The sequence below is a fragment of the Streptomyces sp. NPDC096048 genome, assembly GCF_044763415.1.
Taxonomy (GTDB): domain Bacteria; phylum Actinomycetota; class Actinomycetes; order Streptomycetales; family Streptomycetaceae; genus Streptomyces.
Genome location: NZ_JBIWGG010000007.1, coordinates 46,356 through 61,903 on the forward strand (window position 1 = coordinate 46,356; position 15,548 = coordinate 61,903).

13 protein-coding genes and 3 tRNA genes are annotated in these 15,548 nt (G+C 72.1%); 8 read left to right on the forward strand and 8 right to left on the reverse strand.

All coding sequences use genetic code 11. From position 1 onward, the window contains the following. Positions 1-54: 54 nt before the first annotated feature. The 4 genes from ACIQ6R_RS20200 to purS all read right to left on the reverse strand — a co-directional run bounded on the left by ACIQ6R_RS20200 (position 55) and on the right by purS (position 3,919). Positions 55-558 (reverse strand): ArsR/SmtB family transcription factor, encoded by a 504-nt coding sequence (locus ACIQ6R_RS20200; protein ID WP_404222712.1) that lies wholly within the window; start codon positions 556-558, stop codon positions 55-57. Positions 559-714: 156 nt separating this feature from the next. Further along, on the reverse strand, positions 715-2,973 hold the full coding sequence (gene purL / locus ACIQ6R_RS20205; RefSeq protein ID WP_404222713.1) for a phosphoribosylformylglycinamidine synthase subunit PurL: 2,259 nt from the start codon (positions 2,971-2,973) through the stop codon (positions 715-717). After that, a complete protein-coding gene (gene purQ, locus ACIQ6R_RS20210; protein WP_404172435.1) occupies positions 2,970-3,650 on the reverse strand; it encodes a phosphoribosylformylglycinamidine synthase subunit PurQ in 681 nt (226 codons plus the stop codon). The genes purL and purQ overlap by 4 nt, the downstream gene beginning before the upstream one ends. Further along, entirely contained in the window at positions 3,647-3,919 is a 273-nt protein-coding gene (purS, locus tag ACIQ6R_RS20215) for a phosphoribosylformylglycinamidine synthase subunit PurS (RefSeq protein WP_053133538.1), read from the reverse strand. Before purS ends, purQ begins: the two co-directional genes overlap by 4 nt. Before the next feature lie 340 nt (positions 3,920-4,259). Here purS and ACIQ6R_RS20220 point away from each other — a divergent pair, with 340 nt between their 5' ends. From ACIQ6R_RS20220 to ACIQ6R_RS20255, 8 genes are all read left to right on the forward strand, one after another. Then, entirely contained in the window at positions 4,260-4,577 is a 318-nt protein-coding gene (locus ACIQ6R_RS20220) for an Lsr2 family protein (RefSeq protein ID WP_404172438.1), read from the forward strand. A gap of 177 nt (positions 4,578-4,754) precedes the next feature. Then, positions 4,755-4,826 (forward strand) — tRNA-Gly (locus ACIQ6R_RS20225). Between the two features lie 80 nt (positions 4,827-4,906). Further along, positions 4,907-4,979, forward strand: a tRNA-Gly gene (locus ACIQ6R_RS20230). A 161-nt stretch (positions 4,980-5,140) separates the two neighbouring features. After that, positions 5,141-6,112 carry an ABC transporter ATP-binding protein gene (locus ACIQ6R_RS20235; protein WP_404172441.1) on the forward strand — a complete coding sequence of 324 codons (972 nt, stop codon included), beginning with the start codon at positions 5,141-5,143 and terminating at the stop codon, positions 6,110-6,112. A 28-nt stretch (positions 6,113-6,140) separates the two neighbouring features. Further along, the gene (locus ACIQ6R_RS20240) at positions 6,141-6,956 is read left to right on the forward strand and encodes an ABC transporter permease (RefSeq protein ID WP_404222714.1); all 816 of its coding nucleotides are present in this window, start codon (positions 6,141-6,143) and stop codon (positions 6,954-6,956) included. Between the two features lie 29 nt (positions 6,957-6,985). Continuing rightward, the gene (locus ACIQ6R_RS20245; RefSeq protein WP_404172447.1) at positions 6,986-8,221 is read left to right on the forward strand and encodes a sensor histidine kinase; all 1,236 of its coding nucleotides are present in this window, start codon (positions 6,986-6,988) and stop codon (positions 8,219-8,221) included. Further along, complete coding sequence (locus tag ACIQ6R_RS20250) at positions 8,218-8,832, forward strand: response regulator (protein WP_404222715.1); 615 nt, start codon at positions 8,218-8,220, stop codon at positions 8,830-8,832. Before ACIQ6R_RS20245 ends, ACIQ6R_RS20250 begins: the two co-directional genes overlap by 4 nt. Before the next feature lie 61 nt (positions 8,833-8,893). Next, positions 8,894-8,969 (forward strand) — tRNA-Gly (locus ACIQ6R_RS20255). A gap of 61 nt (positions 8,970-9,030) precedes the next feature. Here ACIQ6R_RS20255 and ACIQ6R_RS20260 read toward each other — a convergent pair. From ACIQ6R_RS20260 to purD, 4 genes are all read right to left on the reverse strand, one after another. Further along, positions 9,031-9,939 (reverse strand): phosphoribosylaminoimidazolesuccinocarboxamide synthase, encoded by a 909-nt coding sequence (locus ACIQ6R_RS20260; protein ID WP_404222716.1) that lies wholly within the window; start codon positions 9,937-9,939, stop codon positions 9,031-9,033. Positions 9,940-10,095: 156 nt separating this feature from the next. Continuing rightward, a complete protein-coding gene (locus ACIQ6R_RS20265) occupies positions 10,096-11,625 on the reverse strand; it encodes a N,N-dimethylformamidase beta subunit family domain-containing protein (protein ID WP_404222717.1) in 1,530 nt (509 codons plus the stop codon). Between the two features lie 182 nt (positions 11,626-11,807). After that, positions 11,808-13,901, reverse strand: a complete 2,094-nt coding sequence (locus ACIQ6R_RS20270) for a hypothetical protein (RefSeq protein WP_404222718.1) — start codon at positions 13,899-13,901, stop codon at positions 11,808-11,810. A 298-nt stretch (positions 13,902-14,199) separates the two neighbouring features. Continuing rightward, entirely contained in the window at positions 14,200-15,453 is a 1,254-nt protein-coding gene (purD, locus tag ACIQ6R_RS20275; protein ID WP_404222719.1) for a phosphoribosylamine--glycine ligase, read from the reverse strand. Between the last annotated feature and the right edge of the window lie 95 nt (positions 15,454-15,548).

Consider the following 15,548-nt stretch of genomic DNA (forward strand, 5'->3'; position numbering starts at 1 on the left):
TCGGCGGTCACGTCGGTCGGCGGTCACGTCGGTCGGCGGCCGCGCCGTTTCCGGTCAGCCGCGGGCCGCCGACAGCGCCACCAGCAGCGGTACGACCCGCCCCGGCGGCACCTCGTGGCGGCCCCGGCCGGTGGTGTGCAGCCAGCCGGCGCCGGTGAGCTGGCGCAGGTGGTGGTAGATCTGGCCGGTCGTGCCCACCTCGGCCAGCTCGGCCAGCTCCGCGGCGGTGCGCCGGCCGCCGAGGATCTCGCGCAGCAGCCGCAGCCGGACGGGATGCCCGAGCGCGGCGAACGCCTCGGCGGTCTCCGTCCAGTCGGCGTCCAGCAGGCCTTCGGTCAGGGCGCCGTGCTGCCATTCGTACCGCTCACCGGTCGGCAGCCGGACGGCGCCGGTGAACAGGACGCCCCCGTCGGCGGCCCGCAGCCGCGCGAGCTGCTCCTTCAGCCCTTCCAGGGCCCAGAAGTCGCCCTCCGGGAGCCGGGGGGCGGGCCGGTCGGCGGCTTCCAGTGCGGCGAGGCGCCGTTCGAGATCGGCTACGCGTTGTTCCAGTTGCTCCACTTCTTCGAGATTACGTAAGTACGTAATCCTGGGCAAGAGGTCGTCCCCGACCCGGTCGGCATCGAACTCGGCACGGAGATCCGCGAAAGCTACGTGCGCCGAAACGGCGAGGTCCCGCCCGGAACAACCGGACGGGACCTCGACTGCACAGGGCTTCTACGCGAGCAGCGCCGGGATCGTGCCCTCGTGGGCCTCGCGCAGCTCGGCCAGCGGCAGCGTGAACTCGCCCTGGACCTCCACCGCGTCCCCGTCCACGACACCGATGCGGGTGGCCGGCAGGCCTCGCGCACCGCACATGTCGTTGAAGCGGAGCTCCTCCGAGCGCGGGACGGCGACGACCGCGCGGCCCGCCGACTCCGAGAACAGGAAGGTGAAGGCGTCGAGCCCGTCCGGTACGACCAGACGCGCGCCCTTCTCCCCGAGCAGCGCGGACTCGACGACCGCCTGGACCAGACCGCCGTCGGACAGGTCGTGCGCGGAGTCGATCATGCCGTCGCGGGAGGCGGAGATCAGGATCTCGCCGAGCAGGCGCTCGCGCTCCAGGTCGACCTTCGGGGGCAGGCCGCCGAGGTGGTCGTGGATCACCTGGGACCAGGCCGAGCCGCCGAACTCCTCACGGGTGTCGCCGAGGAGGTAGAGCAGCTGGCCCTCCTCCTGGAAGGCGACCGGCGTGCGGCGGGCCACGTCGTCGATGACGCCGAGGACCGCGACCACCGGGGTGGGGTGGATGGCGGCCTCGCCGGTCTGGTTGTAGAGCGAGACGTTGCCGCCGGTCACCGGGGTGCCGAGCTGGAGGCAGCCGTCCGCCAGACCGCGCACGGCCTCCGCGAACTGCCACATGACCGCCGGGTCCTCGGGCGAACCGAAGTTCAGGCAGTCGGAGACGGCGAGCGGCTTGGCGCCGGTCGTCGCCACGTTGCGGTAGGCCTCCGCGAGGGCCAGCTGCGCGCCCGTGTACGGGTCGAGCTTGGCGTACCGGCCGTTGCCGTCCGTGGCGATGGCGACGCCGAGGCCGGACTCCTCGTCCACGCGGATCATGCCGGAGTCCTCGGGCTGGGCGAGGACCGTGTTGCCCTGCACGAAGTGGTCGTACTGCTGGGTGATCCACTGCTTGGACGCCTGGTTGGGGGACCCGACCAGCTTGAGGACCTGCTCCTTGAGCTGCTCGCTCGTCTCCGGCCGGGGCAGCTTGTTCGCGTCGTCGGCCTGGAGTGCGTCCTGCCAGTCCGGGCGGGCGTAGGGGCGCTCGTAGACCGGGCCCTCGTGCGCCACCGTGCGCGGGTCGACGTCGACGATCTTGCCGCCGTGCCAGTAGATCTCCAGCCGGTCGCCGTCGGTGACCTCACCGATGACGGTGGCGATGACGTCCCACTTCTCGCAGATCTCCAGGAAGCGGTCGACCTTGCCGGGCTCGACCACCGCGCACATGCGCTCCTGCGACTCGCTCATGAGGATTTCCTCGGGCGAGAGGGTCGAGTCGCGCAGGGGGACGTCGTCCAGGGTGACGCGCATGCCGCCGGAGCCGTTCGACGCCAGTTCGCTGGTCGCGCAGGACAGGCCCGCGGCGCCCAGGTCCTGGATGCCGACGACCAGCTTCTCGGCGAACGCCTCCAGGGTGCACTCGATGAGGAGCTTCTCCTGGAAGGGGTCGCCGACCTGGACGGCGGGGCGCTTCGACGGCTTGGCGTCGTCGAAGGTCTCGGAGGCCAGGATCGAGGCGCCGCCGATGCCGTCGCCGCCGGTGCGGGCGCCGTACAGGATGACCTTGTTGCCCGCGCCGGACGCCTTGGCGAGGTGGATGTCCTCGTGCCGCATGACGCCGATGGCACCGGCGTTGACCAGCGGGTTGCCCTGGTAGCAGGCATCGAAGACGACCTCGCCGCCGATGTTGGGCAGGCCCAGGCAGTTGCCGTAGCCGCCGATGCCCGCGACGACGCCGGGCAGGACGCGCTTGGTGTCCGGGTGGTCCGCCGCGCCGAAACGGAGGGGGTCCACGACGGCTACCGGGCGGGCGCCCATCGCGATGATGTCGCGGACGATGCCGCCGACGCCCGTGGCCGCGCCCTGATAGGGCTCCACGTAGGAGGGGTGGTTGTGCGACTCGACCTTGAAGGTGACCGCGTAGCCCTGGCCGACGTCGACGACGCCGGCGTTCTCGCCGATGCCGACGAGCATCGCGTCGGACTCGGGGGCCTTCTCGCCGAACTGGCGCAGGTGGACCTTGCTGCTCTTGTACGAGCAGTGCTCGGACCACATGACGGAGTACATGGCGAGTTCCGCGCCGGTCGGGCGGCGGCCGAGGATCTCCACGACCCTCTCGTACTCGTCCTTCTTCAGGCCCAGCTCGGCCCAGGGCAGCTCGACGTCGGGGGTCTCGGCCGCGTGCTCGACCGTGTCCAGAGGCGTCCGGCTCATGCGTTGACCAGCTTCTTGAGGATCGAGGTGAAGAACGGGAGGCCGTCGGTGCGGCCGGTGCCGATCAGCGGCTCGACGGCGTGCTCGGGGTGCGGCATGAGGCCGACGACGTTGCCGGCGGCGTTGGTGATGCCGGCGATGTCGTTGAGCGAGCCGTTGGGGTTGTAGTCGACGTAGCGGAAGGCGACGCGGCCCTCGGCCTCCAGCTCGTCCAGCGTCCGCCGGTCGGCGACGTAGCGGCCGTCCATGTTCTTCAGCGGGATGTGGATCTCCTGGCCGGCGGTGTAGTCGCTGGTCCAGGAGGTGCCCGCGTTCTCCACCCGCAGCTTCTGGTCGCGGCAGATGAAGTGCAGGTGGTCGTTGCCCAGCATCCCGCCGGGGAGCAGGTGGGCCTCCGTGAGGATCTGGAAGCCGTTGCAGATGCCGAGGACCGGGAGGCCGGCCTTCGCCTGGTCGATGAGGGTGTCCATCACCGGCGAGAAGCGGGCGATGGCGCCGGCGCGCAGATAGTCGCCGTAAGAGAAACCACCGCAGAGCACCACGGCGTCGACCTGCTTGAGGTCCTTGTCCTTGTGCCAGAGGGCCACGGGTTCGGCACCGGCGACGCGGATCGCGCGCTGCGTGTCCCGGTCGTCGAGACTGCCGGGGAAAGTGACGACGCCAATACGAGCGGTCACTTCACTGCCCCCGCGACCACGTCGTCCGACTCGACCTTGACGGTGAAGTCCTCGATCACGGTGTTGGCGAGGAAGGATTCCGCAAGATCATGGATGCGGGCGAGGGCGGCGTCGTCGACCGGTCCGTCCACTTCCAGTTCGAATCGCTTTCCCTGACGTACGTCCGAGATCCCCTCGAATCCCAGCCGCGGCAGTGCGCGCTGCACCGCCTGGCCCTGGGGGTCGAGGATCTCCGGCTTGAGCATGACGTCGACTACGACGCGTGCCACTGGCACTCCCGGTGTGTGGTGCTGAGCAGGTTCCTTCAGACTACCCGTACAAAATTTCTACGCGCGTAGCCTTGGAGGAAACTACGTGACCCCTGTCACGATTCGGCATCGGGAGGAGGTGCTCACGAAAAGCTTCGGGAAAGATCCCGGATCGGGCATGGACGCCTATTGCGCGACGGACACGCGGAGAGATTTAGTCGGGCTTCCCATTGCAATGCCGAGCACTGTACAAATGAAATGTCATTAGCCGATACTTTGCCCAATTACAGGCGAACAGTCGGCATCATCGTGGTGTCTTGGCACGTCATCACGGAGATGCCGCACGAAGGGACCGATATTCGTGGCGCAGCGTGTCGTGGTCACTCTCTTTGACGACATCGACGGCTCGGAAGCGGCGGAGACGATCGCCTTCGGTGTCGACGGCCGGATGTACGAGATCGACCTGAACGAAGCCAATGCCCGAAAACTGCGCAAGGCGCTCGAGCCGTTCGTGTCGGCCGGGCGCAAGCGGTCTCGGTCCGGCAAGGCGTACCGGCAGACGGAGGTCGCCCCCGACCCGGCGGCGGTCCGGGCCTGGGCGCAGGCGAACAAGATGGACGTGCCCGCGCGGGGCCGGATCCCGAAGCGGGTGTACGAGGCGTTCGCCGCGGCACAGTGAGCCGTGCGCGGTGAGCCGTACGGCGTGAGCCCCACGCGGTGAGCCGTACGCCCGGCAGGAGGTCGACGGCCGCTCAGCCGCCCCTCGCGGCAACCGACTTGCGCAGCACCCCGGGTGATCAGCTAAAGTCTGGAGCACACCGAGGGGCGAGGCCGAAAGGCCCAGCTCACGGAACATGCGGGTGTAGTTCAGTAGTAGAACATCCTCCTTCCAGGAGGAAGGCGCAGTGTGCAATTCCTGTCACCCGCTCTGCATAGTCGTACCGATCACTCGATTTGATCAGGTAGGCTGGTGCTCGCACCGATCGGTGAAGGCCGGTCGGGGGCAATGCGGACGTAGCTCAGTTGGTAGAGCGCAACCTTGCCAAGGTTGAGGTCGCGAGTTCGAGCCTCGTCGTCCGCTCGGGAATCAGACCCCGGTCCTCCAAGGACCGGGGTCTTTTCGTGCGCCCGGAGTCCGGGACCCCCGGCGCGGGGACCGGGCGGCCGCCGTCTGACATTTGTCATGCTCAGTGATGACGAGCCGCACTGTCGTGCCGCCCGGGAGACCGGAATGCTCGAGGCATGCGATCAAACGGACACGAACACGTGATTGAGGTCACCGACCTGCGACGTGTGTACGGGGGCGGGTTCGAGGCCGTGCGCGGAATCGACTTCTCCGTGCGCCGCGGAGAGGTCTTCGCCCTCCTCGGCACCAACGGCGCCGGCAAGACGTCGACGGTCGAACTGCTGGAGGGCCTCGCCGCTCCGGCCGGTGGCCGGGTGCGCGTCCTCGGACACGACCCGTACACCGAGCGGGCCGCCGTGCGCCCCCGCACCGGGGTGATGCTCCAGGAGGGCGGCTTCCCGTCCGAGCTGACCGTCGCGGAGACCGCGCGGATGTGGGCGGGCTGTGTGACCGGGGCCCGCCCGCCGGCGGAGGTGCTGGCGATGGTCGGCCTGGAGTCCAAGGCCGGCACCCGCGTGAAGCAGCTGTCCGGGGGCCAGCGGCGCCGCCTGGACCTGGCGCTCGCACTGCTCGGCGACCCCGAGGTGCTCTTCCTCGACGAGCCCAGCACCGGACTCGACGCCGAAGGCCGCCGGGACACCTGGGAGTTGGTGAGCGCGCTGCGCGACGGCGGTACGACGGTGCTGCTGACCACGCACTACCTGGAAGAGGCGGAGAACCTCGCCGACCGGCTCGCGATCATGCACGAGGGCCGGATCGCCGCCACCGGCACCCCGGCCGAGGTGACCGCCGCGCAGCCGTCCCGGATCTCCTTCGAACTGCCCGACGGCTACTTCGTCGGCGACCTGCCGCCGCTCGGCGAACTGGGCGTCAGCGGACACGAGGTCGACGGCCGGATGGTCAGGCTGCGCACCCACGAACTCCAGCGCGCCGCCACCGGACTACTGGTCTGGGCCGGACAGGCCGGAGTGGGACTGCGCCGCCTGGACGTGCGGTCGGCGTCCCTGGAGGAGGCGTTCCTGGGGATCGCGAGGGAGGCGTCCGCGAGGACGGCCCAGGGCACGACGCCGAAGGAGTACGCGGCATGAGCGCCACGACCACGAAGGAGTACGCGGCATGAGCGCCACGACCACGAAGCACCTCCCGGCGCGCGCCACGAACGCCACGGTCACCACTCCGATGGGGCGCATGACCGCCCTCGCCCGCGCCGAACTCACCCTGCTCGGACGGAACAAGGGCACCCTCTTCGCCGCCCTCTTCGTGCCGCTGGTGCTGCCGGTCAGCGTCTGGTCGGCGTCCAAGGAGATGGACCTCGCCGAGGCCGGACTGACCACCGGCACGCTCGTCCTGCCCGCCGCGATCGGCTTCTCCCTGCTGTTCGCCGTCTACTCCGCCGTCGTCGGCGTCTTCGTCGTCCGGCGCGAGGAGCTCGTCCTCAAGCGGCTGCGCACCGGCGAGCTGCGGGACGTCGAGATCCTGAGCGGGTCCGCGATGCCTGCCGTCCTCAGCGGCCTCGTGCAGAGCCTGCTCCTGGCGGTCGGCTGCTTCGTGCTGCTGGACCTGTCCGCGCCGTCCGCGCCCCATCTCGCCGTCCTCGGCCTGCTGCTCGGCCTGGTGATGTGCGCCGCGCTCGCGGCCGTCACCGCGAGCTTCACCCGGACCGGCGAGAGCGCGCAGGTCACCCCGCTGCCGTTCATGTTCGTCTCGATGTTCGGCTCCGGCATGTTCGTCCCGCTCGAGGTGCTCCCCGACCGGCTGGCCTCCCTCTGCGAACTGCTGCCGCTGACGCCCGTCATCACGCTCGTGCGCGGCGGCTGGACCGGCGACCTGTCGGCCTACGAGGCGCTGGGCTCCGTGACGACGGCGGTGGCCTGGACCGTGGTCGCGGTGTTTGCTGTACGACGGTGGTTCCGCTGGGAACCGCGGCACTGACGTACCGGGCGAGTGGGAGCAGCGGACAGATGCGCAGGCCAGGCGGATGGTGGCGGCGGAAGACCACGCCGGAGAAGGTGGAGACGTACACGCGGTGGTCGTTCCACTTCTTCGGGGTCATCGAGGTCGTCGCGCTCGGGGTGACCGCCTACGGCCGGGCCGGCGCCGGGCTCGCCACCGCGTTGTTCCTGCTGGTCACCGTGCATGCCGCCGTCTGCATGCTGGTCTCGTCCCGAGCGCTGGACTGGACGCTCGGGCGGCGGTCGCAGCCCGTGCGGCTGATGTGGGGCCTCGCCGTGGTCACGACCGTGATCGCGATCGCGGCGGTCGGGATCGCGGAACGGGGACCGGGCGGCGAGGTGGACACCGCGGCGGGCTCCGTCTACGGGGGCGTCATGTGCTTCGGCGCCGGCGTCATCACGCTCGGGCTGCGCGAACGCCGCCGCGTGGTCGCGGTGGTCGGCGGCTTCGCGCTGGTCGCCGGCGTCATCACGTTGCCGCTGGGCATGCCGGCCCTCGCCTCGGTCGGGCTGGCGGGCCTGGTGCTGGTGACCGGCGGGTTCCTCGCCTTCACCTCGATCTTCTCCGTCTGGCTGCTCCACACCGTCTACACGCTCGACGACGCCAAGGAGACCCGCACCCGGCTCGCGGTCGCCGAGGAGCGGCTGCGGTTCGGCCGGGACCTGCACGACGTGATGGGCCGGAACCTGGCGGTGATCGCGCTCAAGAGCGAACTGGCCGTCCAGCTGTCCCGGCGCGGACGGCCCGAGGCGGTGGAGCAGATGATCGAGGTGCAGCGCATCGCCCAGGAGTCGCAGCGGGAGGTCCGGGACGTCGTACGCGGCTACCGGGAGGCCGCCCTCGAGGTCGAGCTGGCCGGCGCCCGGGGTGTGCTCTCGGCGGCCGGCATCGACGCGGAGGTCACCGGCGAGACGGCCGGACTGCCCGCCGAGGTGCAGTCGGCGCTCGGCTGGGTGGTGCGGGAGGCGACGACCAACGTGCTGCGGCACGGCAACGCGGAGAAGTGCGCCGTGACGGTACGGATTTCGGAGGGGCGAGTAGTGCTGACGGTGGAGAACGACGGGGTGGCGGAGGCGGCCGAGGCAGCGCCCTCGGGCGGGTCCGGGCTCGCGGGGCTGCGGGAGCGGCTGTCCGCCGTGGACGGCACGCTGGACGCCGGCCGGGCCGGCAAAGGCGTGTTCCGGCTCACGGCCCGGGTGCCGCTGCCGCCGGCCGCCCCGGCCGCGCTGGAGGGCGCCTCGTGACGACCCCCGTACGGGTGCTGCTCGCCGACGACGAGCACCTCATCCGCGGGGCGCTGGCGGCCCTGCTGTCCCTGGAGGACGATCTCGTCGTGGTCGCCGAGGCGGCCACCGGTCCGGAGGCGCTGGCGATGGCGCGGGCGCACGTGCCGGACGTCGCCGTACTGGATCTCCAGATGCCCGGCGCGGACGGTGTGAAGGTCGCCACATCCCTGCGGACCGAGCTGCCCGCGTGCAGGGTGCTGATCGTGACCAGTCACGGCCGGCCCGGCCATCTGAAGCGGGCGCTCGCGGCGGGGGTGCGCGGGTTCGTCCCCAAGACGGTCAGCGCCCAGCGGCTCGCCGAGCTGATCCGCGCGGTGCACGCCGGAAACCGCTACATCGACCCGGAGTTGGCCGCCGACGCGATCTCCGCCGGGGACTCGCCGCTGACCGCGCGCGAGGCCGAGGTGCTGGAGCACGCCGCCGACGGGGCGCCCGTCGCGGAGATCGCCGAGCGCGCCGCGCTCGCGGAGGGGACCGTACGGAACTATCTGTCGTCGGCCGTGAGCAAGCTCGGTGCCGAGAACCGGCACGCGGCGGTGCGGCTCGCGCGGGAGCGGGGTTGGGTATAGTGGCTGTCGCGCCACGGCGAAGTCCACGACTTCGGTCACCGGCTTCCGTCCACGGCGCAGTGCGAACGTAGCTCAGTTGGTAGAGCGCAACCTTGCCAAGGTTGAGGTCGCGAGTTCGAACCTCGTCGTTCGCTCCATGTGAGAAGCCCCCGGCTCCGGCCGGGGGCTTTTTCGTGTCTGCCGCTGCGTACTCAGTACTTACGACCAGCTCAGGCCGGTCAGGCGCTCGTACGCCTCCACGTACTTGGCGCGGGTCGCGTCCACGACCTGCTGCGGCAGTGACGGCGGGGGCTGCTCGCTCTTCCGGTCCCAGCCGGACTCCGCCGAGGTCAGCCAGTCCCGGACGAACTGCTTGTCGTACGACGGCTGCGCGCGGCCCGGCTGCCACTGGTCGGCCGGCCAGAAGCGGGAGGAGTCCGGGGTGAGGACCTCGTCGCCGAGGACGAGGTCGTCACCGCTCTCGCCCGCGAAGCCGAACTCGAACTTCGTGTCCGCCAGGACGACGCCGCGGTCGCGGGCGATGGCCCGGGCGCGGGAGTAGACGGCGAAGGTGGCCTGGCGCAGGGCGGCCGCGGTGTCCGCGCCGACCTGGCGGGCGACCTCCTCGTAGGAGACGTTCTCGTCGTGCTCGCCGACCTCGGCCTTGGTGGCCGGGGTGAAGATCGGGGCGGGCAGCTCCGAGCCGTCGACGAGTCCCTCGGGGAGGGCCAGGCCGCAGACGGTACGGGTGTCCCGGTACTCGGCCAGGCCCGAACCGGTGAGGTAGCCGCGGGCCACGCACTCCACGGGGACCATTCGCAGGGACTTGCAGACCAGGGCGCGGCCCTCCCAGTCGGCGGGGGCGCCGGGGGGCAGCTCGGTGCTCAGGACGTGGTTCGGGACCAGGTCGGCGAGCTGGTCGAACCACCACAGGGAGAGCTGGGTGAGGACCCGGCCCTTGTCGGGGATCTCGGTCGGCAGCACCCAGTCGTAGGCGGAGATGCGGTCACTGGCGACCATCACGAGGTCGCCCGCCTCGTTCCGGTACAGCTCGCGCACCTTGCCGGTGTGCAGATGCACCAGTCCCGGAACCTGGATCGGCTCGGGCTTTTCAACGAATCCGGACACGGTTCCTCCCCGTGGTTCTGTCCAATGCTCCGATTGTCCCGTACGGGCGGGTGATCGAGGACGGCGGGGCGGTCCGGGGGTGGAGCGGGGTGTGGGCCTGGGTGTAGGCGGGGGTGTGGGCGGGGGTGTGGGTGGGGGTGCAGGCCGGGGTGCGGGTCAGTCCCGTTTGCAGATGCGGTCCAGGAGGTTGGCGGTGGCCCGCTGGACACGCGGGTCGACGTGGCCCGGGCGGTCCAGCGCGGGCGACCAGGCAAAGGTCCCGGACGCGAAGACCCAGGCGCCCGACGGAGCCCGGTACAGCGACGTCTCCTGGTGTCGCCGGGCGTTCTCGACGTCGGTGTACGGGCTGTGTGCGAGCAGGACCCGCTCGTCGTGCTCGGGGAGCGCGGTGCGCGGGAAGTAGCGGTCGGCCTCGCCCGCGACCAGGTCCTCGATCTCGTCGCCCTCGTGCGCTCCGGTGGCCTCCCAGAGCCAGTGACCGGCGTTGCGGACGATCATCGGGTGCGGTTCGGGGACGCGGCCGGCGTACTGGATGCCGAGGAGTTGCTGTTCGGCGCGGTCGACCTCCCGCCACAGCGCCGGGCGGCCCGGGCCCCGGCGCTTGCGGCAGGTCAGCAGGCGGTCGGGGGTGCCGGACGGGGAGGGGGCCAGCTCCACCTGCCAGTACATGGTGTTGGCGGAGAGGAAGACCAGGGACGTGCCGTGCTCGCGGGCCAGCTCCGTGGTGCGGCGCATGGGGGCGGACCAGTACTCGTCGTGGCCGGGGAAGACCAGGCCCCGGTAGCGGGTCGGGTCGACGCGGCCGGAGTGCAGGTCGCGGGCGTCGGCGTAGGCGAGGTCGTAGCCGTAGCGCTCGGCGAAGCGGATGAAGTCGTAGGCGTGGCCGACGTGGAGGGGGAGGCCGGCGCCCGCGTAGGGGCGGTCGAAGGAGACCGTCGTCGCGGCGTCCGCCTCGCCGAGCAGCCGGCCGTCGTCGTCCCAGGCGTGGTAGAGGCTGGCGCCGGTGCGGCCGTCCTCCGGGTAGAGGTTGTACGCCTGCCAGGTGATGTCGGGCAGCAGGAGGAGCAGGTCGGCCGGGTGGCTGTCGCGGACCGTGAAGGGCACGTGGGAGCGGTACCCGTCGGCGGTGGTGAGGACGGCCACGTACGCGCCGATGTTCCAGTACGACGGGATCTGGAGCCGCCAGGACAGCCACCAGTGGTGGCAGGAGACCGTGCGGTCGGCGGCGAGCGGCGGGGGCTGGACGATGCCGGACAGGCGGGGGCTGGTGGTGATCTTGGCGGCGCCGTCACCGCCGTAGTGGCCGATCCGGTAGACGTCGACGCTGAACTCCTGCGGCGGGTCGACGGTGATGTGGAAGTCGATGGCCTCGCCGGGGGCGGCGGCTCCGGTGGCGGTGAAGCCCTTGATCTGGCGGCGGACGTCGTCGGCGGCGCGCGGTCCGCCGCCGTCGGTGCGCGGCCCTCGGGTCTTCGCGCCGGCCCTGCCGGTCCCGCCGGTCCCGCCGGTCCCGCCGTCCGGGTCCGGTACGGCGTCCTGGTCCGCGTACCAGGCGACGACCTGGCCGGTGTCGCCGAAGTACGTCTCACCGCCGCGCAACCAGGGGACGGGCCCCAGTCCGAAGGGATCCGTCACGGCATGCGCGAGTGCTCCCGACTCCCAGCGGCGGATCTGCTCGGGCCCCATGGGACAGTCCCCTCCCTCGTGCCCCCGTGGTCGTGCGTATGACGAACGCCTTTGCCATGTGCGCGATCGGTCCCAGCACATCACATTTCGCGCGCGTGCTGTCACTGTTCGTTGCGAAGTGGCCCAAAGTGGAATCGGAAGTTCCGATTCGGCGTTCCGGCACGGCGGTCGGTGGGTGCGGGTCAGACCAGTCGCACCGGCTTCTCCGGGCGTATGCCGTGCTCGGTCATCCAGTCGCGCAGGGGGCCCGGGTCGCCCGTCTCGACGAGGCTGCGGACGTGGGGGGCCAGCTCCACGGCGCGGGCGCCGTCGACCAGGAGGGACGGTCCGTCGAGCCAGTCGAGGCCGGGGGTCGCGCCGGCGGTGTCCATCGCCGCGCAGCACACCATCGCCGTGATGTGGGCGGTGAGGATCTCGCGGCCGGTGCGCGGGGGCTGCAGGGGGAAGAGGGGCAGTGCGCGGTCGTCCCAGAGGGCCGCGTCGGGACCGACCGGCGCCGTGGCTCCCTGGGCGGGAGGCTGGGCCCCGGCCGGCTGCGCCTCCGCCTCCTCGCGGGCCAGCTGGGCACTGAGCCCGGCGGCCAGGGCGGCGCCGCGGGCCGTGGTGCCGGCCAGGTCGTCGTCGTCGGCGGCGTCGTCGTCGGTGTCTGCGGGGGCGGAAGCGGAGGCGGCACGGTGGTCCGGGGGGTTCGGGTGGTCGCCGCCGGGGGCGCCCGTGTCGCCGTGGGCGCCGAGGTCGTCGGTGTGGGCGTCGCCGTGCGCGTCGTGCGCGTCGTGCGCGTCGTGCGCGTCGTGCGCGTCGTGCGCGTCGTGCGCGCTGTACTGCGGATATGCGGCGGCGTCGGTGCCGGGCTCGGGCTCGGCGTCGGTGCCGGGCTCTGTCGACGGTCCGACGTCGGTGCCGGTGCCGGTGCCGGTGTCGGTGCCCGTATCGGCCGCGGGTGTCGTGTTCCGTGGAGTGGAGGGGGCGTCGATGGCCGGGGTGGGGGAGGTTGTCGTGAGGTGGTGCAGGACGCGGGCCAGGGTCGGACCGTCCGTGCCCGGTGTCGCGCCGTCCGCGGTGCGGCGGACGCCCAGAGTATCCAGGACGCGGTGGAGGCGGGCCGCGTCCGTGCGCCAGGTCCGGTCGACGACCTCCTCGGGATACTCGTCCCAGGCCACCGGCGCCCAGTCCGGTCCGGTCTCGGCCGGCCCGCCGTGGAAGAGGCGCGCGGCGAGGAGGGAGACCGCCTCGTCCATCACCCCGGGCTCCTCCAGCAGGTCGCAGGCGGGACGCTCGCCCAGGCGGGAGGCGAAACCCTCGGCCAGGCGGTCTCGGCGGGACAGCTCCGTGAGCGCGGCGACCACGCCCACGTCCAGCCGGGAGGGCCAGCGGCCCATCCGCCAGGCGGGAAGCGCCACCCGGGTCAGCAGCCGGTCCCAGCCCGCGTAGGCGAGCCCGACCTGCTCCTGGGCGACGATCCGCAGACCGTAGTCCACAGCCTGTGCACGCTCGGCGGCCGCGGTCGCGACCCCGCGCTCCATCTGTGCCGCGTGGACGCGGCAGCTGCGCAGCAGGAGCCGGGACACCCAGCCGAGGCCGGCGTACACCGCCCGGGGCAGCGGTCCGTGCCTGTCCGACGAGGCCACCGCCGCCGCGGCGTCCAGGCCCCGTATGAAGCGGCGGGCCGCGGCTATGTCGGGATGCGCCGAGGGGCCCGCACCGGCCACGACCGGGGCGAGGACGGCACGCAGTTCACCCACGCGCATCCACCACAGGAAGGGCGAGCCGATGACGAGGACGGGCGCGGCGGGGGCCCGGCGGCGGGCGGGTCCGCCGATGCCCGCCACGTCGTCGTGCTCCTCCGCGGGCGGCGGGCCGTGGCCCGGGTGGGTGCGGTCCTCCAGCCAGCTGTCACAGTCCGGCGTGAGCGCTATCGCGGAGGGGGCGGGGACGTCGAGCCGGTCGGCCAGGTCGCGCACCATCCGGTAGAGGTCCGGCGCCGACTCCTCGGCGATCGTGACCGTCGGGGTCACGGCGGGCCGGGAGCGGGCGACGACGAGGGCGACTCCGCCGGCGGCCACCAGGACGACAAGCGCGAGCGCCGACACCACCCAGCGGGCTGTGGCCCAGCCCCCGCCCGCGAGGTGCCCGGTGGAGCCGCCCACGAGCAGGATCACGGCGGCCGCAGCGGGCAACAGGGCGACGGCCAGCGCCCGGCTGCGAACGCGCAGCACGGCCAGCGCACGGGAGCGCGCTGCCTGCGCGCCCATCTCCACACCACCGATACCGGTCACGGCCGGACCTCACCCCCTCCTTGCTGCCCTGGGCTTTCCTACTGCTCTCCGGCTCTTGCTCACTCCCCCACTGTGGCACCCACCACTGACATCGCAATGCCGGTGGGCCAAGTGCCGGAACGCCTGCGCGGCACCATAGTTGGGGCCTCCGTGCCCGTCAGCCGTATGGCGCATCGGTCACTCGATGGAATGGCTTTGGGGAAAGGTGGATGACGGACAGCAAGGATCAGGCCCCGGCTCCTGAGACGGAGCCGGGGCCTGTCGGGTTCGGTGCGCGGGGGTGTTCCGCAGGGCCGGGTCAGGCGCCCGCGGCCGCCTTCGCCGCGATGTCGGTGCGGTGCTGGGAGCCGTCGAGGCCGATGCGGGCGACGGCCCGGTAGGCGCGGGCGCGGGCCTCGGTGAGGTCCGTGCCGGTGGCCGTGACGGACAGGACGCGGCCACCGGCGCTGACGACGGCGTCGCCCTCGCTCCGGGTGCCGGCGTGCAGGACGTAGGCGTGCGGGGCGTCCTCGGCGGCCACCTCGTCGAGGCCGGTGATCGGGTCGCCGGTGCGCGGGGTGCCGGGGTAGTTGTGGGAGGCGACGACCACGGTGACGGCCGCGTCGTCGCTCCAGCGCAGGGGCTCCAGGTCGGCGAGGTTGCCGGTGGCGGCGGCCATCAGCAGACCGGCGAGCGGGGTCTTGAGGCGGGCCAGCACGACCTGGGTCTCGGGGTCGCCGAAGCGGGCGTTGAACTCGATCACGCGGACGCCGCGTGACGTGATCGCCAGTCCGGCGTAGAGGAGGCCGGAGAACGGGGTGCCGCGGCGGCGCATCTCGTCGACGGTCGGCTGGAGCACGCTCTGCACCACCTCGTCGACCAGCTTGGGGTCGGCCCACGGCAGCGGCGAGTACGCGCCCATGCCTCCGGTGTTCGGGCCCTCGTCGCCGTCCAGCGCGCGCTTGAAGTCCTGGGCGGGCTGGAGCGGGCGCACGTTCTCGCCGTCGGTGACGGCGAAGAGGGAGACCTCGGGGCCGTCCAGGAACTCCTCGATGACCACGCGGTCACAGGCGTTCGCGTGTGCGCGGGCAGCCTCGATGTCGTCGGTGACGACGACGCCCTTGCCGGCGGCCAGCCCGTCGTCCTTGACGACGTACGGCGCGCCGAACGCGTCGAGGGCCGCGTCGACCTCGGCCGGGTTCACGCAGACGTACGAACGGGCCGTGGGGACACCGGCGCCGGCCATGACGTCCTTGGCGAACGCCTTGGAGCCCTCCAGCCGCGCGGCCTGACCGGAGGGGCCGAAGACCGGGATGCCCGCCTCGCGTACGGCGTCGGCGACCCCGGCGACGAGGGGCGCCTCCGGCCCGACCACGACCAGTTCGGCGCCGAGCCGGGTGGCCAGCGCGGTGACGGCCGCGCCGTCGAGGGCGTCGACCTGGTGCAGTTCGGCGACCTCGGCGATACCGGCGTTGCCGGGTGCGCAGTGCAGCGCGGTGACGTCGGGGTCGAGGGACAGGGAACGGCACAGGGCGTGTTCGCGGGCGCCGCCGCCGATGACAAGGACCTTCACGGGGTGAAGCCTAATGGGAACGGGCCGGTGCGGTTTGTGCGGGCTTCCGAAGGGGTGGGGCCGGGAGGCTTGTGGGTTCCTCCAGTGCGGCGGTT